At 68.9% G+C, this 21,459-nt stretch carries 25 protein-coding genes; 9 read left to right on the top strand and 16 right to left on the bottom strand.

What is annotated here, in order from left to right; translation table 11 throughout:
* The first annotated feature begins 2 nt into the window (after positions 1-2).
* Entirely contained in the window at positions 3-581 is a 579-nt protein-coding gene (locus tag ABZV58_RS08625) for a VanZ family protein (RefSeq protein ID WP_354999524.1), read from the top strand.
* Positions 582-734: 153 nt separating this feature from the next.
* On the opposite strand, the gene ABZV58_RS08620 is transcribed toward ABZV58_RS08625, so the two are convergent.
* Positions 735-1,313 carry a hypothetical protein gene (locus ABZV58_RS08620; protein ID WP_354999856.1) on the bottom strand — a complete coding sequence of 193 codons (579 nt, stop codon included), beginning with the start codon at positions 1,311-1,313 and terminating at the stop codon, positions 735-737.
* Between the two features lie 230 nt (positions 1,314-1,543).
* Positions 1,544-3,076 carry a tRNA (N6-isopentenyl adenosine(37)-C2)-methylthiotransferase MiaB gene (gene miaB, locus ABZV58_RS08615; RefSeq protein ID WP_354999523.1) on the bottom strand — a complete coding sequence of 511 codons (1,533 nt, stop codon included), beginning with the start codon at positions 3,074-3,076 and terminating at the stop codon, positions 1,544-1,546.
* A gap of 263 nt (positions 3,077-3,339) precedes the next feature.
* On the opposite strand from miaB, the gene ABZV58_RS08610 reads away from it, so the two are divergent.
* The 4 genes from ABZV58_RS08610 to ABZV58_RS08595 all read left to right on the top strand — a co-directional run bounded on the left by ABZV58_RS08610 (position 3,340) and on the right by ABZV58_RS08595 (position 6,614).
* A complete protein-coding gene (locus ABZV58_RS08610) occupies positions 3,340-4,068 on the top strand; it encodes an amino acid ABC transporter ATP-binding protein (RefSeq protein ID WP_354999855.1) in 729 nt (242 codons plus the stop codon).
* Positions 4,069-4,117: 49 nt separating this feature from the next.
* Positions 4,118-4,951: a glutamate ABC transporter substrate-binding protein gene (locus ABZV58_RS08605; protein WP_354999522.1), complete on the top strand. Its 834-nt coding sequence runs from the start codon at positions 4,118-4,120 to the stop codon at positions 4,949-4,951.
* Between the two features lie 98 nt (positions 4,952-5,049).
* Positions 5,050-5,721: an amino acid ABC transporter permease gene (locus ABZV58_RS08600; RefSeq protein ID WP_141809667.1), complete on the top strand. Its 672-nt coding sequence runs from the start codon at positions 5,050-5,052 to the stop codon at positions 5,719-5,721.
* On the top strand, positions 5,718-6,614 hold the full coding sequence (locus ABZV58_RS08595; RefSeq protein ID WP_354999521.1) for an amino acid ABC transporter permease: 897 nt from the start codon (positions 5,718-5,720) through the stop codon (positions 6,612-6,614). The genes ABZV58_RS08600 and ABZV58_RS08595 overlap by 4 nt, the downstream gene beginning before the upstream one ends.
* A gap of 89 nt (positions 6,615-6,703) precedes the next feature.
* Here the strand turns inward: ABZV58_RS08595 and ABZV58_RS08590 are convergent, their stop codons facing one another.
* From ABZV58_RS08590 to ABZV58_RS08565, 6 genes are all read right to left on the bottom strand, one after another.
* Positions 6,704-7,558 carry a 3-hydroxyacyl-CoA dehydrogenase gene (locus ABZV58_RS08590; protein ID WP_354999520.1) on the bottom strand — a complete coding sequence of 285 codons (855 nt, stop codon included), beginning with the start codon at positions 7,556-7,558 and terminating at the stop codon, positions 6,704-6,706.
* Positions 7,559-7,808: 250 nt separating this feature from the next.
* Positions 7,809-8,399, bottom strand: a complete 591-nt coding sequence (gene recX, locus ABZV58_RS08585; RefSeq protein ID WP_354999519.1) for a recombination regulator RecX — start codon at positions 8,397-8,399, stop codon at positions 7,809-7,811.
* 349 nt (positions 8,400-8,748) lie between these two features.
* Positions 8,749-9,792 carry a recombinase RecA gene (gene recA / locus ABZV58_RS08580; protein WP_067841747.1) on the bottom strand — a complete coding sequence of 348 codons (1,044 nt, stop codon included), beginning with the start codon at positions 9,790-9,792 and terminating at the stop codon, positions 8,749-8,751.
* 217 nt (positions 9,793-10,009) lie between these two features.
* Positions 10,010-10,462, bottom strand: a complete 453-nt coding sequence (locus tag ABZV58_RS08575; RefSeq protein WP_354999518.1) for a nuclear transport factor 2 family protein — start codon at positions 10,460-10,462, stop codon at positions 10,010-10,012.
* Positions 10,463-10,480: 18 nt separating this feature from the next.
* Positions 10,481-11,362: a pyridoxamine 5'-phosphate oxidase family protein gene (locus tag ABZV58_RS08570; RefSeq protein WP_354999517.1), complete on the bottom strand. Its 882-nt coding sequence runs from the start codon at positions 11,360-11,362 to the stop codon at positions 10,481-10,483.
* Positions 11,363-11,378: 16 nt separating this feature from the next.
* The gene (locus tag ABZV58_RS08565) at positions 11,379-11,840 is read right to left on the bottom strand and encodes a VOC family protein (RefSeq protein WP_354999516.1); all 462 of its coding nucleotides are present in this window, start codon (positions 11,838-11,840) and stop codon (positions 11,379-11,381) included.
* 155 nt (positions 11,841-11,995) lie between these two features.
* Here ABZV58_RS08565 and ABZV58_RS08560 point away from each other — a divergent pair, with 155 nt between their 5' ends.
* A complete protein-coding gene (locus tag ABZV58_RS08560) occupies positions 11,996-12,511 on the top strand; it encodes a CGNR zinc finger domain-containing protein (RefSeq protein WP_354999515.1) in 516 nt (171 codons plus the stop codon).
* Positions 12,512-12,514: 3 nt separating this feature from the next.
* Here ABZV58_RS08560 and ABZV58_RS08555 read toward each other — a convergent pair whose 3' ends face one another.
* Both ABZV58_RS08555 and ABZV58_RS08550 read right to left on the bottom strand, forming a co-directional pair.
* Complete coding sequence (locus ABZV58_RS08555; RefSeq protein WP_354999514.1) at positions 12,515-13,756, bottom strand: phosphotransferase; 1,242 nt, start codon at positions 13,754-13,756, stop codon at positions 12,515-12,517.
* Positions 13,753-13,947, bottom strand: coding sequence for a DUF3046 domain-containing protein (locus tag ABZV58_RS08550; RefSeq protein WP_067782853.1), 195 nt, complete (start codon positions 13,945-13,947; stop codon positions 13,753-13,755). The genes ABZV58_RS08555 and ABZV58_RS08550 overlap by 4 nt, the downstream gene beginning before the upstream one ends.
* A 154-nt stretch (positions 13,948-14,101) precedes the next feature.
* Here ABZV58_RS08550 and ABZV58_RS08545 point away from each other — a divergent pair, with 154 nt between their 5' ends.
* Positions 14,102-14,809 (top strand): TetR/AcrR family transcriptional regulator, encoded by a 708-nt coding sequence (locus ABZV58_RS08545; RefSeq protein WP_354999513.1) that lies wholly within the window; start codon positions 14,102-14,104, stop codon positions 14,807-14,809.
* Positions 14,806-15,696, top strand: coding sequence for an alpha/beta hydrolase (locus tag ABZV58_RS08540; protein ID WP_354999512.1), 891 nt, complete (start codon positions 14,806-14,808; stop codon positions 15,694-15,696). Before ABZV58_RS08545 ends, ABZV58_RS08540 begins: the two co-directional genes overlap by 4 nt.
* Before the next feature lie 30 nt (positions 15,697-15,726).
* Here the strand turns inward: ABZV58_RS08540 and ABZV58_RS08535 are convergent, their stop codons facing one another.
* Positions 15,727-16,890: a nucleotide disphospho-sugar-binding domain-containing protein gene (locus ABZV58_RS08535; RefSeq protein ID WP_354999511.1), complete on the bottom strand. Its 1,164-nt coding sequence runs from the start codon at positions 16,888-16,890 to the stop codon at positions 15,727-15,729.
* 188 nt (positions 16,891-17,078) lie between these two features.
* Positions 17,079-17,786 carry a PIG-L deacetylase family protein gene (locus ABZV58_RS08530; protein ID WP_354999510.1) on the bottom strand — a complete coding sequence of 236 codons (708 nt, stop codon included), beginning with the start codon at positions 17,784-17,786 and terminating at the stop codon, positions 17,079-17,081.
* An 81-nt stretch (positions 17,787-17,867) separates the two neighbouring features.
* Here ABZV58_RS08530 and ABZV58_RS08525 point away from each other — a divergent pair, with 81 nt between their 5' ends.
* The gene (locus ABZV58_RS08525; RefSeq protein ID WP_354999509.1) at positions 17,868-18,455 is read left to right on the top strand and encodes a peptidylprolyl isomerase; all 588 of its coding nucleotides are present in this window, start codon (positions 17,868-17,870) and stop codon (positions 18,453-18,455) included.
* A gap of 114 nt (positions 18,456-18,569) precedes the next feature.
* On the opposite strand, the gene ABZV58_RS08520 is transcribed toward ABZV58_RS08525, so the two are convergent.
* The 4 genes from ABZV58_RS08520 to ABZV58_RS08505 form a co-directional block, all read right to left on the bottom strand.
* On the bottom strand, positions 18,570-18,743 hold the full coding sequence (locus ABZV58_RS08520; RefSeq protein ID WP_169810825.1) for a hypothetical protein: 174 nt from the start codon (positions 18,741-18,743) through the stop codon (positions 18,570-18,572).
* Positions 18,744-18,892: 149 nt separating this feature from the next.
* Entirely contained in the window at positions 18,893-19,774 is an 882-nt protein-coding gene (locus ABZV58_RS08515) for a hypothetical protein (RefSeq protein ID WP_354999508.1), read from the bottom strand.
* A 162-nt stretch (positions 19,775-19,936) separates the two neighbouring features.
* Positions 19,937-20,764: a PspA/IM30 family protein gene (locus ABZV58_RS08510; protein ID WP_067782544.1), complete on the bottom strand. Its 828-nt coding sequence runs from the start codon at positions 20,762-20,764 to the stop codon at positions 19,937-19,939.
* A 200-nt stretch (positions 20,765-20,964) separates the two neighbouring features.
* Positions 20,965-21,411: a helix-turn-helix transcriptional regulator gene (locus ABZV58_RS08505; RefSeq protein WP_354999507.1), complete on the bottom strand. Its 447-nt coding sequence runs from the start codon at positions 21,409-21,411 to the stop codon at positions 20,965-20,967.
* Between the last annotated feature and the right edge of the window lie 48 nt (positions 21,412-21,459).

Raw genomic sequence — 21,459 nt, 5'->3', positions numbered from 1 at the left:
TGGTGCGACAGGTGTGGGATGCGTGGGGCCACGTATTGACCGTGTGGGCCTGCGCGGCGCCCGCGGTGCTCGCGGCGATCTGGTGGACGACGCGCTGGCGGCTGCGGCGCGGGTGGGACCGGAATCTCGCGTTGCGGTACACGGTGGCCGAGGTCGGTCTGGTCGCGGGCACGCTGCCGTGGATCTGGATGATCTTGACTCCGGTCGACGGCGTCGGCTCGATCAGCGCGGTGCCGCTGCGGGATCTCGTCGCGACGCTGACCGACTCGTCGTCGAGCGCGGTCGTTCAGGTCGGGGCGAACACGCTGCTATTCGTACCGCTTGGTTTCTTTCTTCCGCTGCGCCTGCCTCGGTTCGCGGGCGTGGCCCGGATGGTGTTGGTGGGCGCGGCGGTATCCGCGACGTTGGAAATCGCCCAGTACGTGTTCGACCTGGGCCGCGTCTCGTCCGTGGACGACGTGCTCATGAACGCGGCGGGGGCGGGCTTGGGCGCGCTGCTCGCGCGGACGCATGTCACACGCCGCGAGACCGGCCGCTCACAGAGCGAGCGAATGTTGCTTCGCCTCGGCTGGAGCACCTGACAGCGCACATCGTGTAGATCGACGCGCGCACGGGGCGGGATCATCGCGTCGAAGGCGCACGATCGCCGCGACGACAATCGCCTCACGCACGGCGCGGGATCATCGCGTCGAGGGCGGACAATCGCCTCGAGGCAATCGCCTCGCGGGGCGGATTCAGTCGCCGAGCAAACGGCGGCGGTCGCGTTCCTCGGCGGCGGCCGCGGCGTTGCGGCGCTGCTCCTCGGCGGCCAGTTGCATGGCCGTGCGGCTCCACACCACGCGGATCCAGTGGAAGGTGAGCACCATGACGGCCAGCGTGCCGAGGATCAGGCCGATACCGGGACCCGCGCCGATGTAGTTGCCGAGGCCCGGGGTCTGGCGGTGCCAGATGGCGAAGACGCCGAACACGCTGGCGATGGCCGAACCAGCGACCGCGATCCAGGCCAGCACCCACCGCCTGGTCATCAGCGCCAGCAGCGAGAAGCCGATGCCGAACACCACGACGAACCAGACGAAGATGCGCGAGGGCAACCCGATGTGCTCGATGCGGGTGGTGTCGGTGCTGAGCAGCACGTCGAAACCGCGCGCGCTGCCCGCGTGCGAGAGCACCAGCGAGAACAGCAGCAGGAACACCGCACCGGCCACCACCATCGCGCGCACGCCGGGATCGATCTCCCCGGCGATGCGTCGCTCGACGGCGTCGAGGTCGTCGCGGAACTGCTCGAAGTCCCCGCTGCTCTCGACCGAGCTCACAGCACTGTTGTCTCCTTCGCGCACGGCGCTGTCGTCTCCTTCGACTGGATGATCGTGCTTGTCCGGGTCCACTGTGCCAGCACCGTCGGTCGCCGCGTCGGCCGACCCACTACGCGCGGTAGTACCGGATTCCGATTCGGGCGTCGCGCCTTGCGCGGAGTCCGCGCCCCGCGCGGAATCGTCGGAGCCCTTGCGCGGGTTCTCGTCGTCTCCCGCGCCGGGGCGCGTGCTCATGCGTCGCAGCCTGTCGCGCAGCCGGAGGCGACCGGCGCGAGGACCGGCGCGCCGATCCTCGGCAGTCCGAGGCCGACGCCGATCGGTTCGGTCTTCGGCGTGACGCCGCGCTCGTGTGCGTCGCCCGCGCGGGTGCGGCGGTGGGTCTTGATCGGCGCGTCCGCGATCAGGTGGTGCGGCGCGGCCTCGGTGATGTCGACGGTGATCACGTCTCCGGGGCGGACCGTCTCGGCGGTGCCGCCGGGCCGGAAGTGCACCAGCCTGCCGTCGCGGGCGCGCCCGCTCATCCGCGCGGTCGCGGCGTTCTTCTTGCCCGCGCCCTCCGCGACGAGCAACTCCACTTCGGTGCCGATCAGCGCGCGGTTGGCCTCGAGCGAGACCTCCTCCTGCAGCGCGATGAGCCGGTCGTAGCGCTCCTGAACCACCTGCTTGGGCAGCTGGTCGGGCATGTCGGCGGCGGGAGTGCCGGGCCGCTTCGAGTACTGGAAGGTGAACGCGCTGGTGAACCGGGCCTGCCGCACCACGTCCAGGGTCTCCTGGAAGTCCTCCTCGGTCTCGCCGGGGAAGCCGACGATGATGTCGGTGGTGATGGCGGCGTGCGGCATGGCCGCGCGGACCTTCTCGATGATGCCCAGGTAGCGGGCCTTGCGGTAGGAGCGCCGCATGGCCTTGAGCACCCGGTCCGAGCCGGACTGCAGCGGCATGTGCAGCTGCGGGCAGATGTTCGGCGTCTCGGCCATCGCCTCGATCACGTCGTCGGTGAACTCGGCCGGATGCGGCGAGGTGAAGCGGACGCGCTCGAGACCGTCGATGTCGCCGCAGGCGCGCAGCAGTCTCGCGAACGCGCTGCGGTCGCGCGGCTCGGTCGGGTCGACGAAGTTGACGCCGTAGGAATTGACGTTCTGACCCAGCAGAGTCACCTCGAGCACGCCCTGGTCGACCAGCGCCTGCACCTCGGCGAGCACGTCGCCGGGACGGCGGTCGACCTCCTTGCCGCGCAGCGACGGCACGATGCAGAAGGTGCAGGTGTTGTTGCAGCCCACCGAGATCGAGACCCAACCGGCGTAGGCGGATTCGCGCTTGGCGGGCAGGGTGGAGGGGAACGCCTCCAGCGATTCCAGGATCTCGACCTGGGCCTCTTCGTTGTGCCGCGCGCGCTCGAGCAACACCGGCAGCGAGCCGATGTTGTGCGTGCCGAACACCACGTCCACCCACGGCGCCTTGCGCACGACGGTGTCACGGTCCTTCTGCGCCAGGCAGCCGCCGACCGCGATCTGCATGCCCGGTCTGCCCGCCTTGATCGGGGCGAGGTGGCCGAGCGTGCCGTAGAGCTTGTTGTCGGCGTTCTCGCGGACAGCGCAAGTGTTGAAGACCACGAGGTCCGCCGTATCCCCCGGCGCGGCCTTCACGTAGCCCGCGTCCTCCAGCAGGCCGGACAAGCGTTCGGAGTCGTGCACGTTCATCTGGCAACCGAAGGTGCGGACCTCGTAACTGCGTACTCCCGCCACAACCTGTTCGATCGAATCCACCCATTAAGGGTACGGGGGCCCGTCGAGCGGGTTTCCAGCGCATCGCCGCAGGCTCCGGGCCTCGCCGCGGTCGGAGCGCGGAAGCCGCCGCTAGGTTACAGAGCTGTGACGACGCGGTGTGGCGTCACGGTGTGTCGCGGAAACCGGGGCAAATTCGGTTTTTCCCCTTAAGGTCGAGAACCATGACCGACGCCGCCGCCGCGCCCGACACGACCGGGGACGCCACGAGCTTGGACAAGGGCCCCGCCACCAGCGCGCCGCCGATGATCTCGATGCGCAACGTTGACAAGCATTTCGGTGACCTGCACGTGTTGCGCGATATCAACCTCGAGGTCCCCAAGGGACAGGTCGTCATCGTCCTCGGCCCTTCGGGTTCCGGGAAATCGACCCTGTGCCGCACCATCAACCGGCTCGAGCCGATCGACTCCGGCGACATCGCCATCGACGGCGTGCCGCTGCCCGCGGAGGGCAAGGCGCTCGCCGCGCTGCGCGCCGATGTCGGCATGGTGTTCCAGTCGTTCAATCTGTTCGCGCACAAGACCATCGTCGAGAACGTGATCCTCGCGCCGCTCAAGGTGCGCAAAGTCAAGAAGGACCAGGCACGAAGCCGCGCCATGGAGTTGCTCGAGCGCGTCGGCATCGCCAACCAGGCCGAGAAGTACCCGGCCCAGCTCTCCGGCGGGCAGCAGCAGCGCGTGGCCATCGCCCGCGCGCTGGCGATGAACCCGAAGGTGATGCTGTTCGACGAGCCGACCTCGGCGCTGGACCCGGAGATGGTCAACGAGGTGCTCGAGGTGATGGTCTCGCTGGCCAAGGAGGGCATGACCATGCTGGTGGTCACCCACGAGATGGGCTTCGCGCGCCGCGCGGGCAACCGGGTGCTGTTCATGGCCGACGGTCAGGTGGTCGAGGACACCGAGCCCGAAACGTTCTTCACCGCGCCGAAGTCCGAGCGCGCCAAGGACTTCCTGGGCAAGATTCTCAGCCACTGACGCGCCCGGCACAGACGACGGCATCGAAACACAAGGAGTTAGGAACTCGATGAGGATCAACCGTGCACTTCGACTCGGTGTCGGGGCGATCGCCCTGGCTTTGGCCGCTACCGCCTGCGGCGGCGGTGACGAGGGCAGCGCCCTCGATCACGCCAAGGAAGGCAAACTGACCGTCGGCATCAAGTTCGACCAGCCGGGTCTCGGTCTGCGCAACAAGGACGGCTCCTACAGCGGCTTCGACGTCGAGGTCGCCAAGTACGTCGCCGGGAAGCTCGGCGTGCAGCCGGATGCCATCACCTTCAAGGAAGCGCCGACGCCGCAGCGCGAGACGCTGATCGAGAACGGCCAGGTCGATTTCATCGTCGCCACCTACTCGATCAGCGACAAGCGCAAGGAGAAGGTCGATTTCGCGGGCCCGTACTACGTGGCGGGCCAGTCGCTGCTGGTGAAGGCCGACAACACCGACATCACCGGCGTCGAATCCCTCACCGGCAACAAGAAGCTCTGCTCGGTGAAGGGCTCGACGCCCGCGCAGAACGTCAAGGAGAAGTACGCCAAGGACGTTCAGCTGCAGGAGTTCGACACCTACTCACTGTGCGTGGAGGCGCTGCGCAACGGCTCGGTCGACGCGGTGACCACCGACGACATCATCCTCGCGGGTTTCGCCGCGCAGTCGCCGGGCCAGCTGAAGGTGGTCGGTAAGCCTTTCACCACCGAGAACTACGGCATCGGCCTGAAGAAGGGCGACCAGGAGACTCGCGACAAGATCAACGATGCCATCGAGGCGATGATCGCCGACGGCTCCTGGGCCAAGGCGATCCAGCAGACGGTCGGCGGCGCGAGCTTCACGCCCTCGCCCGCTCCGCAGGTCAACCGCTACTAGAGATTCCACACACGGGTGGTCCGGGGCGATCCTCCGGACCACCCGCTCGGCTCACCACCGATGAACCACACCGCACCGATGGGAGGGACGCGCCCGCCGTGTTCGATCTGATCTCGGAATACGACACCAAGATCCTGGAAGCCTTCTGGGTCACGATCAAATTGACCGCGTTCTCCGCGGTCGGGGCGCTGATACTCGGCACGATCGTCGCCGCGATGCGCGTGTCCCCCGTACCGGTCGCCCGCTGGGTGGGCACCGCCTACGTCACGATCTTCCGCAACACCCCGCTGACGTTGATCATCGTCTTCTGCTCGCTCGGCCTGTACTCCGCGCTCGGCTGGAAGCTGGCGGGAGATTCCATCGAGGACAACAACTATCGCTGGGCGATCGTCGGCCTCAGCGTCTACACCGCCGCGTTCGTCTGCGAGTCGCTGCGCTCGGGCATCAACACGGTGCCGCTCGGCCAGTCCGAGGCGGGCCGGTCGCTGGGCTTCAGCTTCACGCAGAACCTGCGGCTGGTGGTACTCCCCCAGGCCTTCCGTTCCGTGATCGCGCCGCTGGGCAGTGTGCTGATCGCGTTGACCAAGAACTCCACCATCGCCGCCGCGATCGGTGTCGCCGAAGCCGCCAAGCTCATGGCGGAGATGATCGAGGTGGAGGCCGCGCTGCTGGCCATCGGCGCGATCTTCGCCCTCGGCTTCGTCATCATCACCCTGCCGACGGGCCTGCTGTTCGGCTGGCTCGCCAAGCGATACGAGGTCGCCCGATGACCAGCGCTTCCGTTCTCTTCGACGCGCCGGGCCCGAAGGCACGGCTGCGCAACAACCTCTACACGGCGGTGGTCATCGTCGCCGTGCTGGCGGCCGGGTACTTCCTGTTCCGCGCCTTCGAGCAGAAAGGCCAGTTCGAGGCCGAGAAGTGGAAGCCGTTCCTGGAGGGCGACGTCTGGTCGACCTACCTGTGGCCGGGCCTGAAGGGCACCGTCGTCGCGGCGCTGATCTCGATCGTCTTCGCGCTGGTGATCGGCATGGTCTTCGGCATACTGCGCCTCTCGGAGCACCGCTCGGTGCGGCTGATCGCGGGCGCCGTCGTCGAGTTCGCCAGGGCCATCCCCGTGCTGATCCTGATGATCTTCCTGTTCGCCCTCTACAGCGAATACGACCTGTTCAAGTCCGACGACCTCGCGCTCGCCGCTGTGGTGACGGCGCTGACGATCTACAACGGCTCGGTCATCGCCGAGATCGTGCGCGCGGGTATCCGCTCGCTGCCCAAGGGCCAGACCGAGGCCGCGGTCGCGCTCGGCATGCGCAAGAACCAGCTGATGCGGCTGATCCTGCTGCCGCAGGCCATTACCGCCATGCTGCCCGCGCTGATCTCGCAAATGGTTGTGGCGCTGAAGGATACGGCGCTGGGTTACCAGATCACCTACATCGAGATCGTCCGCTCGGGCCAGCAGCTCGGCGCGGCGGAGCGGAACACTATTCCGGCGCTGATCGTCGTCGCGATCATCATGATCGCGCTGAACAGCACGCTGACGCTGGTGGCGACCAAGTTGGAGCGACGGCTTCGGGCCCGCAAGCGCGGTAAGGGCGGGACCGTCCTGGCGGCGGATTCGATCATCACCGACGCCGCGCCGGGTGTCGACGTGGTGAAGAAGCCGTAAGGCGTCAGCGACAAGGAAGTTCGGGAGAGAAGTGGTGGCTCGCCGTGGTGGGTTACCACTTCTCTCCCGTCGTTTTTCCGGGATGGGCGCTAGTACCGGTAGAACCCTTCGCCGGTCGCGATACCGAGCTTGCCCTTGTCGATGTAGTTGTCCTTGAGCCAGGACGCCAGGCGCTGCGCGTCCTCGTCGCCGTGCACGAGGATGTTGTAGGGGGTGGTGAGGCCGATGACGTCGAGGATCTGGAACGGGCCCATCGGCGCGCCCGTGGCGATCCGCCAGGTCTTGTCGACCGCCTCCGGGTCGGCGTAGCCGCCCGCGCCGAGCGCCATGGCCGAGTTCAGGAACGGCACGAGCAGCGAGTTGAGTACGTAACCCGCCTTCTCTTTGTGCACTTCGATCGGGACCATGCCGATCGCCTCGGCGAAGTCGACGAGGGCGCGGAACACCGCGGGATCGGTCTCGGGCGTGCCCATGATCTCGGCGGTGTTGAACTTCCACACCATGTTCGCGAAGTGCAGCGCCAGAAACTTGTCGGGACGACCGGTGGAGTCCTTGATGTCGCTGGGCAGCAGGGTCGAGGAGTTCGTCGCGAAGATGGTCCGTTCGGGGGCGACCTCGCCGAGGTGGCGATAGAGCTCCTGCTTGAGGGTCAGCACCTCCGGCACCGCCTCGATCACCAGATCGGCGTCCTTCACCGCGCCCGCGAGATCGGTGGTGAGCGCGAGGCTCGATGCCGTCTGCTCCGCCTTGCCGCCCTCGGCGCCCGCCACCTCGGCCACGTAGATCGCCGCGAGCTTGGCGAAACGCTCCCGCGCGGCCTCCAGCGCGGGTTCGTCGATGTCGTAGGCCGTGACGTCGAAGCCGCGGAACGCGGTCTGAAACGCGATCTGTGAACCCAGCACCCCGGTCCCCAGGACCGTCACCTTACGAATATCGATGGCCATACTCGTTCTCCTCCCTTGTCGCGGGGCACGAACCACCCCGACATGTGCACGGCAGCGAGACGGACCCCACGATCACCGGAGCCACGGCGCGGACTTCGCGCGACACGACCCCACTTTCCGTGGACTCCATAACCTCATCATCGTCGCGCGCACCCCGTCCCGCCGCCGAACGACCGCCCGGTATCGGACATAAGCGACAGGCTCGAGTAACAATGCGGCAAACCGCCCGCCGCCCACCGGGCGAGGGAGATCAGTCCGGTGGGTCGTCCGGCTCGTCGAGCGGTTCGGAGGCCCAGTCGGCTTGGGCGAGTTCGGCTTTCACCACGGTGAAGGCGGTGGATTGGCCGTAGCCGCGGCGGGCGAGCATGCCGACGAGGCGGCGGATGGCCTTGTCACGATCGAGGTCGCGGGGCAGGGTCCGGAGTTTGCGGCGGACCAGTTCGATGGCGCGGGCTTGTTCGTCGTCGGAGCTGATCGCTTCCAGTGCGGGCGCGGCGTCAGCGGGGGCGACGCCCTTGCGGCGCAACTCCTGGGCGAGGGCCTGTTTGCCCTTGCCGGAGAAGGCATGCCGGGAGTGCACCCACTGTTCGGCGAAGGCGGCGTCATCGATGAGACCGACCTCGACGAGGCGGTCGAGCGCGTGCTCGGCGACCTCGGCGGTGTATCCCTTGGCGGCCAAGCGCTGCGCCAGTTCGGCGCGGCTGCGGGCGCGGACGGCGAGCAGACGAAGACACGCCTCCTTCGCCTGCTCGACCGTCCCGCCTTCGGGGGTGCGTTCCGACGTCGACCGGCTGGCGCCCGCCTCCGTCTCCCGCGCATCCCCTTCGGATCCGGCCGCCACCGGATCCACCCGTCGGCCGGTGTTTCGACCAGTATCGACCGATCGGGAGTCGTTGCGGCGGTAGGTGTTCCGCCGTTCGCGCCGGGACTGGTGCGGGGCCCCGGTCGAGCCCGCCCGCTGCGGATCGGGCGAGCTCGACCGGGCTCCCAGGATGTCCGAATCGGCCGAACCACCATCGGCCGACCGGACCGGTCCCGGCTCCCGTCCGACGGGGCGGGGTCCGCGGCTTTCCACGGATCGCCCCTCGGCGGACAGGAGTTCGTGCAGTCGGCGCCGCATGTCGTGCACCGGATCGGGCCGCTCGGTGGCGGCTCGATCGGTACGGCGTGGCGGCCGACCGGAGGCGGACTCAGAAATCGGCGGGCACCTCGCCCGCGGCGTCCGCGGTCACGTCGGCGCCGATACCGAGCTTCTCCTTGATCTTCTTCTCGATCTCGTCGCGCACGTCGGTGTTCTCCAGCAGGAACTTGCGGGCGTTCTCCTTGCCCTGGCCCAGCTGGTCGCCCTCGTAGGTGTACCAGGAGCCCGACTTGCGGATGAAGCCGTGCTCGACGCCCATGTCGATGAGCGAGCCCTCCTTGGAGATGCCGTGTCCGTACAGGATGTCGAACTCGGCCTGCTTGAACGGCGGCGAGACCTTGTTCTTGACGACCTTGACGCGGGTGCGGTTGCCGACCGCGTCGCTGCCGTCCTTGAGGGTCTCGATGCGGCGCACGTCCAGACGCACCGAGGCGTAGAACTTCAGCGCCTTACCACCGGTGGTGGTCTCGGGCGAGCCGAACATGACGCCGATCTTCTCGCGCAGCTGGTTGATGAAGATGGCCGTGGTGCCGGAGTTGTTCAGCGCGCTGGTCATCTTGCGCAGCGCCTGGCTCATCAGGCGGGCCTGCAGACCCACGTGGCTGTCGCCCATCTCGCCCTCGATCTCGGCGCGCGGCACCAGCGCGGCGACCGAGTCGATGACGATGATGTCGATGGCGCCGGAGCGGACCAGCATGTCGGCGATCTCCAGCGCCTGCTCACCGGTGTCGGGCTGGGAGACGAGCAGCGCGTCGGTGTCGACGCCGAGCTTGCGCGCGTAGTCCGGGTCGAGAGCGTGCTCGGCGTCGATGAACGCCGCGACGCCGCCAGCCGCCTGCGCGTTGGCCACCGCGTGCAGCGCGACGGTGGTCTTACCCGAGGACTCCGGGCCGTAGATCTCGACGACGCGGCCCCGCGGCAGACCGCCGATGCCGAGGGCGACGTCCAGCGCGATGGATCCGGTCGGAATCACCGAGATGGGCTGACGGGCCTCCTCGCCCAGCCGCATCACCGCGCCCTTGCCGAAGCTCTTCTCCACCTGGGCGAGCGCGAGCTCGAGCGCCTTGTCGCGGTCGTACGCCTGTGGTGCCATGTCCTTGGTCCCCTTTTCGACGGGTAAGTCTCTCGATCTGTGGTTGGCGCCCACATTAGAGGGCGGCACCGACAAGTTCTGGGGACAAGACTAGACGAACAGGTGTTCGAGTCAAGCGACGCGCCCGGCGACACGCGCCGCGCGTTCCGCGAGCAGCAATTTCCGCGCAATCCGGCGGCGGGCACCCGGCGAATCCACCCGCCGCCCAGGCTTTCGCCTACCGCTGCGGCAGTACGGCGTCCGCCTCCTCCGGCGCGCGCGGACCGAAGATGCGGCGCTCCGATTGCTCGATGCGCACGTCGTCGATGCTGGCCTCGCGCCGCGCCATCCGTCCGTCGGGCGCGAATTCCCACTGCTCGTTGCCGTAGCTGCGCCACCACCGGCCGGATTCGTCGTGCCATTCGTACTGGAAGCGCACGGCGATGCGGTTCCCGTCGAACGCCCACAGGTCCTTGCGCAGCGCGTACCCGTTCTCCTTCGCCCACTTCCGGGTGAGGAACTCGACGATGGCGGCGCGCCCGGTGAAGAACTCGTCGCGATTGCGCCACACCGAATCCTCGGTATAGGCGGCGGCGACGCGTTCGGGATCGCGGGTGTTCCAGGCGTCTTCGGCGGCGCGCACCTTCACCTCGGCGGATGCGCGGTCGAACGGCGGCAATGGGGGTCTCATGAGTCGACCTTTCGGGGATCAGGGGTTGAGAGGGGACAGTTCCGGCGGGCTCCAGCGCAGGGGGCCCGCGGCCCGCCACACCACTTCGGTGATGGCGAAGTCGATCGAGCACTGCGCACCGGCGGCGAACGTGCTCGAGTCCCAGTTCAGTTCGGCCGTGCCGGTGAGCTGGAGCGCTCCGCCGGTCCGCCAATGCGGGATCAGCAGTCCGCAGTGCGGGCGCACCGCCAGATTGCCGAGCGTCATGAACATCGAGTTGCCGCGATAGTCCGGCCAGCGCAGCCGCGTCGGCGAGAGGACGCGCAGCACGCCGGGATTCCCGCCGCGATGCGAGGCGTCGGCGTGCCCTTCGGCGTCGGCACTGGCCACGAAGAAGGTGTCGGCCGCCGCGACGATCCGCCGTTGCCGGGCGTCGAGCGCGGGCCCGCGCCGTGCGTCGCTCGGCGCGGCCCCGGGGTCGTAGGCCGTCACCCACCGGCGTGCGATGTACTTGGGGCAGTTCGAATACACCTGGTCGGTGGCTATCCGCAGCCCGTCGTCGTGCGGGCGCGCGACCCCGTTGACCCGCATGCGCCTGCGCCGTCCCGGCTCCAGCGCGATCATGCCGACCCGCCCCGGCCGGGTCAGCGCCTCGGCCAGCGGGTCGCCCGCGTCGGGCCGCGCGTCGACGGCGATCTCGGCGTCCACGGCGCGGACGAACCCGGGCCTGCCGACGAGCGAGCTCGCCCACAGCCGCCCGGCGAGGTCGGCGGCGGCGAGCACCACCATCGGCTGTGCGGCGAGGAAATCCGCGGCGACCGAGGGGATGTCGCGCCGGATCATGCGACCGACCTTCGCCGCGACATCCGCCTGCCCCATGCGCCGCTGCACGGCCAGTTCGCCCGGGTGGTAGAGCGCCATCTCGAAACCGCTCGTCTCAGAAGAATCCGCACGTGGGTGCGGCGCCGCTCGGCGCGGGCGCGGATTCCGCCCCGGCGGGTGCGTACACCTCGAGCCGGATGCCGTCCGGATCGGTGAAGAAGATGCCGCCGGAGGCCACTCCTTCGCCGTGCGCGACCACACCGTCGTGCACGAAGCGCACAGACAACTCGCGCAGCGCGGATTCCACCGCGCGCACCTGCTCGATGTCTTCGACCTGGAACGAAAGATGGTGCAGCCCTGGCGTTTCCGTGGAGAAGACGCCGTCGGACTGCTCCCACAGGGTGATCACCAGCTTCCCGTCCGCACCGAGAAACGCCCACCTACGCCCGGCCGCGTCGCCCGCGGCGAGTTGTTCGAAACCGAGCGCGCGCCGGTAGAAGTCCACCGAGCGGTCGAGATCCGAGACGTTCAGTCCGATGTGCCCGGTCGCGAGAACAGGTGCGGTCACCGCGGTCATGATGTGTCCTCCTGGAATTGTCAACCACTGTTCATTGTTTCAACGGTTAGAAGATAATCCGGCGTGACCCGTTCGGTCAACCCTTCATTTATGTTTTATCGGTTAGAACGGTGGTGGTCGACCTGACTCCCCGAGACGGCTCGTTACCCTCAGTCATGCTCGATCCACGCCCCCACCTCGGTGAACCGCTGGCGCTCGACCTGCTGAACACGCGGTGGATGGAGGACGGCCCGCAGGATCTGCTCACCGATGTCGACGGCCTGCGCGTCTGGCTGAGCTCGGCGGGCTTGGCGGACAAGGCGCCCGCCGACGAACGGACTCTTGCCGCGCTACTCGCCGCGCGCAGCGCGATCTACGAAGTCGTGCGGCACGGTACGCACGCGGCGCTCAACGACGTGCTCGAACACGGCAGGATCAAGCGCCGCCTCACCGACGACGGACCGGACGACCTACCCGAAGTGACCGACCCGGCCTGGCTGCCCGGCTGGCTCGCCGCCGAGAATCTGCTGCACCTGATCGCCAAGGCCCCGGACCGAATCCGCCAGTGCGCGCACCCGGAATGCGTGCTGTTCTTCTACGACACGTCCAAGAACGGCACCCGCCGCTGGCACTCGATGGCGACCTGCGGCAACCGCACCAAGGCCGCCAGGCACTACGCCAAGAAGACCTGAGGCTCAGAACAGCTCGTCGAGCAGACGGTAGTAGTCCAACCGCGCCCGATCCGGCGCGTCGAGGCCGTAGGCGGCGAAGAAGGCGCGGACCTCGTCGTCGCCGAAATCCTCGCGCAGGTCGCGTTCGGCAAGGGCCAGATCGCGGTAGCGGTCCGCGACGCCGAGACCGCCGACATCCAGCAGGATCCCGTTCTCGAGCACGTTGGGCGGCGTGAAATCGCCGTGCGCCACCACGAGGTCCTCGGTCCGCGGACGCTCGGCGAGCAACCGATCGAGGACCTGTTCGGGGGCGAGGTCGCTGTTGTCGTCGTCGAAATCGTCCGGATCCACCAGGCCTTCGAGCACGTGCCTGCGGGCCTGCGCCAGCACGGTGTCGAGCCTGCCGTCGAACGGGCATTCCGCGATGGGCAGCGCGTGCAACCGCCGCAGCAGCTCACCCATGATCGTGCCGATCGAGGGCGACGCGGTCCGGCCGTCCGACTCACGTGCGGCGAGGCTCGGCGCGCCCGCGTCGGCGAGCACGAGCACGTCCTCGGCGAACGCGGCCACCTCCGGCACCCGGATTCCCCTGGCGCGCAACCAGTCCAACCGATCGTGCTCGGCGGTCGCGCGCGGTCCGCGCTTCACCCAGTAGGCGCCGTTCACCAAGGCGACGCCGCCGCTGAGACCCTCGTGCTCGCTCGAGAACTCCGGGTCCGCACCGACCACCGCCAGCACGGCGGGCGGCAGCGGAATACGCAACTCCGCGAGTCCCTCCAGCGCGGTGCGACTGGATTCGATCAACTCGGCGTCACCCTCCGCGACCCGCAACTTCAGCGCCTCGGTCAGTAGTTCGCGAGCCTCGGCGAGGCAGCCCTGTTCGGCCAGCGCCTTGCCGAGGTGCTGGGCGGCGAAGGAGAGCGCCTCGGCGTCGGTGCCGCGGGCGGCCTCGACGGCGCGCCGGTAGAGGATCTCGGCGGTCGGCGCGTCGCCGCGATACCGGTACACGTCGGCCAGGTTGATCCAGACCGAGATGCGCTGGCGCGGCGTGCCCGCCAGTTCGAGCGCCCGGTCCAGGTGATCGAGCGCCTCGTCGTGGCGGCCGAGCAGCATCAATTCGAGGCCGGTCTGCCGGAAACTCGGGAAATCGTCCGGGTGCGCCTGCGCCACGCGTGCGGCCAGCCCCTCCGGGTCGACGGGGACCATCCGCAGTCGCTCGTCGAATCGGTACGGCCTGCGCTCGGCCACCGGGTCGGGGGCGGTCACCAGCGCACCTTCGGTACGTCGAAGTCGGCGCACAGCGCGCGCCACACATCCCGCGGATCCACCCCGGCCTCGATGGCGGCGGCGCCGGTCCGGCCGCCGAGGGAGGGAATCACGTGGTCGGTCAGCAGCGCGTCACCGCGCGCCACTCCGAATTCGGTATGCAACAGTTCCTGGAACTCAGTCAACCGCACCGTATTCAAGATACTCCGGTCCCCGCGATTGACATCAAACGGTTGTCCGACGGCGCTCTCGCGGCGGTAGACCCGCGTGCTGTCGGTACTGCGACCGGCCGCCGAAGCCGTTCCGGAGTAGACGGGCGCATCGTTACCGTATACGATACGGCACGTGTCGTATCCAAAAAGCGCTTCCGCGACAGAACCGCGACAGACCCGACGCGGAGGACGTCCACGAAACGACGAACGCGAGAGTGAGATCCTCCGGGTAGTAACCGCGTTGCTGACCGAACGCGGCTACGACGGTGTCACCTTCGAGGAGGTGGCGCGCCGGGCTGGTGCGTCGAAACCCACCCTCTACCGACGCTGGAAGTCCAAGCGAGACATGGTCATCGCCGCGTTGAAGGCAGGCCCTGCCGGTCGAGAAGGACCGGACGACATCGACACGGGCAGCCTGCGCGGTGACCTGATCGCCTTGTGCCGACGACTCGTCACGACGATGCGATCGACAGACGGACAGACCGCGCTGCTGCTGCTTCAGGCGGGTCTGGAAGACCCCGAGCTCTGCGAGGAGATCGAACGCGCGGTCGGCCCGACCGGCGCACGGCTACCCACCTCGGTCGTGGACGCCGCCATCCGTCGCGGAGAGCTACCCGCGACCACGGATCCGTTCGCCTTCGAGGAAGTGGCCGGGGCCGTGCTGCTGCTGCGGCGGCTCAACGGCCTCGATACCGGCGACGCCTATCTCGAAGCACTCGTCGATTCGATCCTCATCCCCGCGTTGCGGGCCGAAACGACCCGCCCGACACAGCTACCCGCCGGGATCTTCTCCGGACGCCCGTCCGCGCATTCGACCACAACCAGTGAAGGACGCCCATGACCACACCGACCATCGACGGATTCCGCTACCAGACCCTGCCCGGCGCGGGAGGCGTCGAACTCAACGTCGCGGTCGCTGGCGCCGGACCGGCTGTTGTTCTGCTGCACGGCTTTCCGCAAACCCACTACATGTGGCGCGACGTCGCGGCAGACCTCGCCGAGGATCACACGGTCATCGTCCCGGACCTTCGGGGCTACGGCGCGAGCGGCAAACCGCCGGAGAACGGTCCCCACACCTACTCCAAGCGCACCATGGCCGAAGACATCGTTCAGGTCGCCGACCGGCTCGGGCACGAGCGCTTCGGACTGATCGGCCACGATCGCGGCGCCCTGGTCGGCGTCCGGGCGGGCCTCGACCACCCCGACAGGATTCGGTACCTCGGGGTGCTCGACGTCCTGCCCACTCTCGACACCTGGGAAGTGCTGCACGGGGTCGACGCGAAAGTCGCCTGGCACCTGTATCTCATGGCGCAACCAGCCGGGCTGCCGGAAAAGATGATCGCGGCCGTGGCAGACGAGTTCTTCGCTTCCTTCCTCGACGCCTGGGACACCGACGGTTCCACCTTCGCACCGGAAGTACGGCAGCACTACATCGACAGCTCGGTCGGAGCCGTCGACTCGATCGTCGCCGACTACCGCGCCAGCGCGAGCATCGACCTGACCATGGACCGGGAGGACCGCCAAGCTGGCCTGACGCTCACCATGCCGGTCGGTGTGATCTCTCAGGACTGGGGCGCCCGGCTGGGCTTCGACGCGGCCGCGCTGTGGCGGGCGTGGGCGCCGGACCTGACCTACGAACCGATCAGCGCCGGGCACTTCATGGCCGAGGAGCAACCGGGCGAGATCGCGCGCTTCGTTCGCGAACTCGCGACCAGGTGCACAATCTGATCTTTGCCAACCGACCGTGCGCGCGCAGCACTACGACGCGCGCACGCCCTCGCGCACCCGGTGGCACAGTTCGACCGGGTCGGCGACGTCCGCGATGCTCATGGCCGCTTCCTCGGCCGCGGCGGTATAGCGAGGATGGTCCAGCACCGCGAGCACGGCGGCACGCACGGACTCCACGGTGAGCGGTCGCACCACGATCGAACTGCCCTGGCGGGCGGCGCGATTGGCCAGTTCCCACTGGTCGCCGCCGCCCGGAACGGTGACGATCGGCACCCCTGCGAGCAGCGATTTGGCGAGCAGCCCGTGCCCGCCGCCGCCGACCACGACGGCCGCGTGCCCGAGCAGTTCGTCCTGGCGGCCCAGGCCCGCGGTGGCCCAGGACGGGAGCCCGGTCGGCGGAGTGTCGATCATGGAGACGGCGACGCGGACGCCCGCACCGTCGAGAGCCTCGAGCACCGTCTCGACCATGCCCGTGACGCCGGTGTGAGCGGTGGACGGCGCGACCACGACCAGCGGATCGTCGCCGGGCGGCGGCGTGAGGATGTCGTCTGTGGGCTCCCACAGCAGCGGGCCGACGACGTGGGCGTTGTCGGGCCAGTCGGGGCGCGGCACCTCGAGAGCGGGCAGCGTGGCCAGCAGACGGGCGGCCGGACCCGGATCGACGGCGGGCAGCCCGACGCTCTCGCGAGCCCTCGCGCGCTGCTTCGAGCCGTTGTGGATCGCGCGCGAGGACATGGTGCGCAGCACGTGGTCGCGCAGCCTGCCGAGCAGATCCTCCCCTGGCGCGAGCCCGCTGCCGATCGGCGGCAAACCCTTCGACGGCAGGTAGAGCGGATGCGGCGAGAGCTCCACCCACGGCACACCGAGTCGCTCGGCGGCCATTCCCCCGCCTGCGGTGAGCACGTCGGAGACGACGAGTTCCGGCAGCATCGCGCTCAGGTCCGGCAGGATCTCGGTCGAGATGTGCGCGGCGCGCTGGTGGATACGCTGGCCCGCGTCACCGTCGTCGTCGACCGCGCGCGGCGCGAGGCCCTTGAGCCTGCGCACCGCGATACCCGCGTTCTTGGCGGCGTCGAACCAGCGGGGTCCGGTGAACAGCACCGGCTCGTCCCCCGCGGCCAGGAAGCGCTCGCACAGCGCCAACGCCGGAAAGGCATGCCCCGGATCGGGACCGGCTACGACGGCAACACGCATCCGCCCAGCCTGCCACACCGCCCCGACGAACCGACGGCACCCGCCTTGAGATGCCCATCCGCTCCCGCGTGCACCGCGCCGCCATCCCGGCGCAACGCCGTAGATCGACGCCGAAGACATTCTGGCGCAGATCATTCCGGCAGGGACAGTCCTGGTGCGCCGTGCTCGAGCGTGGCAGCCGAAACCGTTCAGCCGAAGTAGTACAGCTCGAAACCCACGGCGCGCTCGGCGGGGAACCCCTCCTTCGGCCCGGTGGCCATGTCGACGATGGCCTCGACCTGAGCGGCGACCGGCTCGGAGCTGAGCACCTCCAGGTACCGGCGGTGTTCGGTCAGGGAAGCGGCGGCCCGCTCGACGGTGGCGGTGACGTCGACGGCGTGCGTCGCGACCGGGCCGACGACCGCGGCCCAGCGCGGCGACCAGGGCGGCAGATCGGACAGCTCCGGGAAGATCCACTCGTTGCCCGCGTCGGAGACGGCGTCGAGTCCGGCCCGGCCGACGGCGCGGTGGTCGGCGCTGTTGGCGTAGCCGGGCGCCCAGGTGTCGCCGAAGTTGAACAGCACCAACATCTCCGGGCGGTGCCTGCGGATCGCGGCCGCCAGATCGCGGCGCAGCTCCAGGCTCTCCTGCACCCGGCCGTCCGGATAGCCCAGGAACTCCACCTGCTCGACACCGACCACCTTCGCCGACGCGATCTCCTCGGCCTGGCGCAGCGGACCGGCCTCCGCCGGCGGCATTCCGGCGATCCCCGCCTCGCCGCTGGTGACGAGCACGTAGCGAATGTCCTTGCCCTGCCCTGTCCAGCGCGCGACGGCCGCGGCCGCGCCGTATTCGATGTCGTCGGGATGCGCGACGATCACCAGGCCGCGCTGCCAGTCCTCGGGAACCTGCTCCATGGCCCTATTGAAACACCCAAAACAGCCACGCGGCGGGTCCGGTTGCCCGCCCGAATCGGTGCTGCTGTAGACAGTGTGGCCATGACGAAGATCACACGCGCCGCCGCTGTCCTCGGTCTCGCGCTCATCGCACTGTTCAGCCCCGGTCCGCTGACCGCGGCGCCCGCCAAGGCCGACCCGCTGCCCCGGGTGTTCTTCGATGTGTCGGTGGCGGGCATCCCCACCGGCCGCATCGTGATCGAGCTGCGCTCGGACGTGGTGCCCGAGACCGCGGAGAACTTCCGCGCGCTGGCCACCGGCGAGCAGGGCTTCGGCTACAAGGGTTCGGTGTTCCACCGCGTGATCCCCGGCTTCATGGCTCAGGGCGGCGATTTCACCAACGCCGACGGCACCGGCGGCAAGAGCATCTACGGCCCGACCTTCGCCGATGAGAACTTCGAGCTGACCCACGCCGTTCCCGGCACGGTCAGCATGGCCAACCGCGGGCCCGGCACCAACGGCTCGCAGTTCTTCATCACCATGAAGGACACCCCGTGGCTGGACGGCAAGCACGTGGTGTTCGGCACCGTGGTCGAGGGGATGCACGTGGTGCACGCCATCGAGCAGGTGGGCTCGCCCTCCGGAGCGCCGGGACGCCCGATCGTCATCGACAACAGCGGTCAGCTCTGACCCGAGAACACCACGGGCCGTGCGTCATCCCTTCCGGATGACGCACGGCCCGTTCGCTTTTCGACGCTGCCGCCCCTAGCCGCGCACGGCCGCAACGGAGGTACGCACTTCGCGCTACAGCTTGCTGACGGTGGAGTTGTCCGAGCCCGACACCGCCTTGTACAGCAGGTACAGGCCGAACACCACGGCGCTGATCACCAGGATCGGGAACAGCCCCTTGATCAGCGCGCCGATGATGGCGAGCGCGATCCATACGACCGCGACGACACCGATGATCTTCCACAGCATTTCCAGCCTCCTGGACGTTTCTCCCGAACCGCCCGTCCGGCGATCCGATATCTCCATGCTGGCAGCCGCGAGACCGGAAATCACCAGGTCAGCAGCGATATCCGGGTGTAAATCAGGGTTCACCCCGACACCGCGCGAACGCGGGACGCTCAGTTCGGCAGTCCGTGAGGCGGCGGGGAGACGGTGAGAGTGGGGCGATCGGCGATCTCGGTGAGCGCCTGCGCCCAGCCGTCCAAGCGGTCCGCGGCGTGCCGCAGCTCCGCGACGATGCCGTCGAATTGGTGTGCGACGACAGTGGTTTCGGGCACCGCGAGCACACCGCTGGCCGCGGCGACGACCTGCTCGTATTCGGCGATACCGGATTCCAGCCTGGTCATCGCGAACCGCACGTTGCCGGTGAGCGCGGCGGTGGCCTCCGGATTGGTCCGGCCGACCACGGCGGCGGCGCGCTCCATCTGGACGATGTCGGCCGCGAGCGCGTGCAACGCGGCGGCGCCGGAGGCGGCCGTCTCGATCATCTCGGCGAGTTCTTCGTGGGGCAGCCTGCGCGAGGCGGCGATCTGCGCGGTGAGCCCGTGCAGCGCCCGTTCGGCCTGCATCAGGCGCGCGATCGGGGCGCGGGCGGCCGAGCGCAACGGCGGCTGCTTGCGCGGCAGGAAAGCGGCCTGCGGCAACGGAGTTCGGCGCAGCCGCAGGTAGCGCCGCGCGCTGAGCGCGGCCCCGGTGACGAACGCGACCGCGCCGCCGCCGAGGACGACCACCGCCCAAGCAGGCGCCGAGACGACGACCAGACCGACGGCGCCCGCGGTGGTCAGCCCGGAGACGGTGCCGAGCTGATAGCTGCGCCGCCGGGCGCGGCGGCGTTTACGGAGTTCCCGCTCGCGGGGGTCGGCCCAGCGGCGCACCGCGACGAGCGCGTGTTCGCCCATGTCGCGCAACGTGTCCGGGAGCGGGCCCTGCGGCATCCCGAACGTCGGCTGCGCCGGTACCGCCGGAACACCGGTCCTCGGGGGGATTCGCTTGCGAATCATGCGCTTTCCTCACACCGTTCGAGCCGGATCGCAGTCCGGACCGGCCGACGACGCGGCGCACGCGTCGCGGCCGCGGGGCGTGACGAGGGCGCCCCTCGGCGATGCGCCGATATCGCGCTGCCCGCGTCCTGCACCCCACTTGTCCTTGCCTGTATCGAGCTGTTACTGCTGGGCGGCCTGGCCCTTGTTCATCTGCGGCTGCGCTGGATTCGCCTGCGTCTGAGCGGGATTGATGGCGGACTGGCCGCCGCCCGCGGGCAATGCCTCGCCGCGCATCGAGGCGCGGATCTGCTCCAGCTTGCTGTGACCGGCCATCTGGATGCTGGCCTGCTGCACCTCGAGCATGCGGCCCTGCACCGAGTTCTGCGCGAGCTCGGCGGCGCCGAGCGCGTTGGCGTAGCGGCGCTCGATCTTCTCACGCACCGCGTCCAGGCTCGGGGTGGTGCCGGGCGCCGACAGTGTCGAGTCCATCTGCTGCAGCGACGCGGAGACCTGCTCCTGCATCTTGGCCTGCTCCAGCTGGCTGAGCAGCTTGGTGCGCTCGGCGACCTTCTGCTGCAACAGCATCGCGTTCTGCTCGACGGCCTTCTTGGCCTGGGCGGCGGCCTGCAGCGACTGGTCGTGCAGCACCTTCAGGTCCTCGACGGACTGCTCGGCGGTGACCAGCTGGGCGGCGAACGCCTCGGCGGCGTTGGTGTACTGGATCGCCTTCTCGGTGTCGCCCGCCGCGGTGGCCTGGTCGGCGAGCATGACGGCCTGGCGCGCGTTGGCGTTGAGCTTTTCGACCTCGTCGAGCTGGCGGTTCAGCTTCATCTCCAGCTGACGCTGGTTGCCGATGACCGACGCGGCCTGCTGGGAGAGGGCCTGGTGCTGGCGCTGAGCTTCCTCGATAGCCTGCTGAATCTGCACCTTCGGATCCGCGTGCTCTTCGATCTTGGCATCGAAGAGGGCCATCATGTATTTCCAGGCCTTGACGAACGGATTAGCCATCGATTGATCCCGCCTCCATCTGATGTACCGCTTGACGCGGCCCGGGTACACGACCCTCGCGCACCCGCTTGTGCCTATCCTCCACCATGCGGCACGTGGACCGGGGCGACCCGGCCCAACCGACGCCTACTTACAGAATCTATCCGTTTTCGGCGTCGGCCCGCAGCGTTGCCGGCGGCTGGGCGTCCGGCGTTCTGTTGTCAGTTGTTCCTCACCAGGACCAGCATGTCGGCCTTCGGCGCCGGGATGACGATCCGGGTGTCCTCGGCGATCTGCGGCGGGGCGGCCGACATGGAGGCGGACGCCGGAGCCAGCGCGGGCGCGGCCTCGGCGGATTCCGCCGCGGCGGTCGTCTGCTCGGCTTCCGCGGCGGGTGTCGCGGCGGCCTCCGCGGGCTCGCCGACCGGTAGCCCGTCGACGCCCGCCATGATCGTGCTCACATCCCATAAGACCCGAGACAACGGCACGTCCAGTGCGGCGCAGATCGCGGCGAGCAGTTCGCTCGACGCCTCCTTGCGACCCCGCTCGACCTCCGACAGATATCCGAGGCTCACGCGCGCCGAAGTGGACACCTCGCGCAGGGTCCGGTGCTGGGCGAGACGAGCACGCCGCAGACTGTCCCCGATCGCCTCTCGCAGCAGCGTCATCTCGATCTCCTTCGCTCCGAACACCGGGCGCCGCGTGGCGCAGTCGCC

Source organism: Nocardia sp. NPDC004654 (genome assembly GCF_040609595.1).
Taxonomy (GTDB): Bacteria; Actinomycetota; Actinomycetes; order Mycobacteriales; family Mycobacteriaceae; genus Nocardia.
Note: the sequence above shows the minus strand (reverse complement) of the source record. Positions and strands in the feature narration are given on the sequence as shown.

Bases quoted from the DNA above. Each gene is read 5' to 3' on its own strand.
- ABZV58_RS08610 (WP_354999855.1), top strand. From the start codon at position 3,340: ATGATCTCGATGCGCAACGTTGACAAGCATTTCGGTGACCTGCACGTG.
- ABZV58_RS08605 (WP_354999522.1), top strand. From the start codon at position 4,118: ATGAGGATCAACCGTGCACTTCGACTCGGTGTCGGGGCGATCGCCCTG.
- ABZV58_RS08595 (WP_354999521.1), top strand. From the start codon at position 5,718: ATGACCAGCGCTTCCGTTCTCTTCGACGCGCCGGGCCCGAAGGCACGG.
- ABZV58_RS08590 (WP_354999520.1), bottom strand. From the start codon at position 7,558: ATGGCCATCGATATTCGTAAGGTGACGGTCCTGGGGACCGGGGTGCTG.
- recA (WP_067841747.1), bottom strand. From the start codon at position 9,792: ATGGCACCACAGGCGTACGACCGCGACAAGGCGCTCGAGCTCGCGCTC.
- ABZV58_RS08575 (WP_354999518.1), bottom strand. From the start codon at position 10,462: ATGAGACCCCCATTGCCGCCGTTCGACCGCGCATCCGCCGAGGTGAAG.
- ABZV58_RS08570 (WP_354999517.1), bottom strand. From the start codon at position 11,362: ATGGCGCTCTACCACCCGGGCGAACTGGCCGTGCAGCGGCGCATGGGG.
- ABZV58_RS08565 (WP_354999516.1), bottom strand. From the start codon at position 11,840: ATGACCGCGGTGACCGCACCTGTTCTCGCGACCGGGCACATCGGACTG.
- ABZV58_RS08560 (WP_354999515.1), top strand. From the start codon at position 11,996: ATGCTCGATCCACGCCCCCACCTCGGTGAACCGCTGGCGCTCGACCTG.
- ABZV58_RS08540 (WP_354999512.1), top strand. From the start codon at position 14,806: ATGACCACACCGACCATCGACGGATTCCGCTACCAGACCCTGCCCGGC.
- ABZV58_RS08535 (WP_354999511.1), bottom strand. From the start codon at position 16,890: ATGCGTGTTGCCGTCGTAGCCGGTCCCGATCCGGGGCATGCCTTTCCG.
- ABZV58_RS08530 (WP_354999510.1), bottom strand. From the start codon at position 17,786: ATGGAGCAGGTTCCCGAGGACTGGCAGCGCGGCCTGGTGATCGTCGCG.
- ABZV58_RS08525 (WP_354999509.1), top strand. From the start codon at position 17,868: ATGACGAAGATCACACGCGCCGCCGCTGTCCTCGGTCTCGCGCTCATC.
- ABZV58_RS08520 (WP_169810825.1), bottom strand. From the start codon at position 18,743: ATGCTGTGGAAGATCATCGGTGTCGTCGCGGTCGTATGGATCGCGCTC.
- ABZV58_RS08515 (WP_354999508.1), bottom strand. From the start codon at position 19,774: ATGATTCGCAAGCGAATCCCCCCGAGGACCGGTGTTCCGGCGGTACCG.
- ABZV58_RS08510 (WP_067782544.1), bottom strand. From the start codon at position 20,764: ATGGCTAATCCGTTCGTCAAGGCCTGGAAATACATGATGGCCCTCTTC.
- ABZV58_RS08505 (WP_354999507.1), bottom strand. From the start codon at position 21,411: ATGACGCTGCTGCGAGAGGCGATCGGGGACAGTCTGCGGCGTGCTCGT.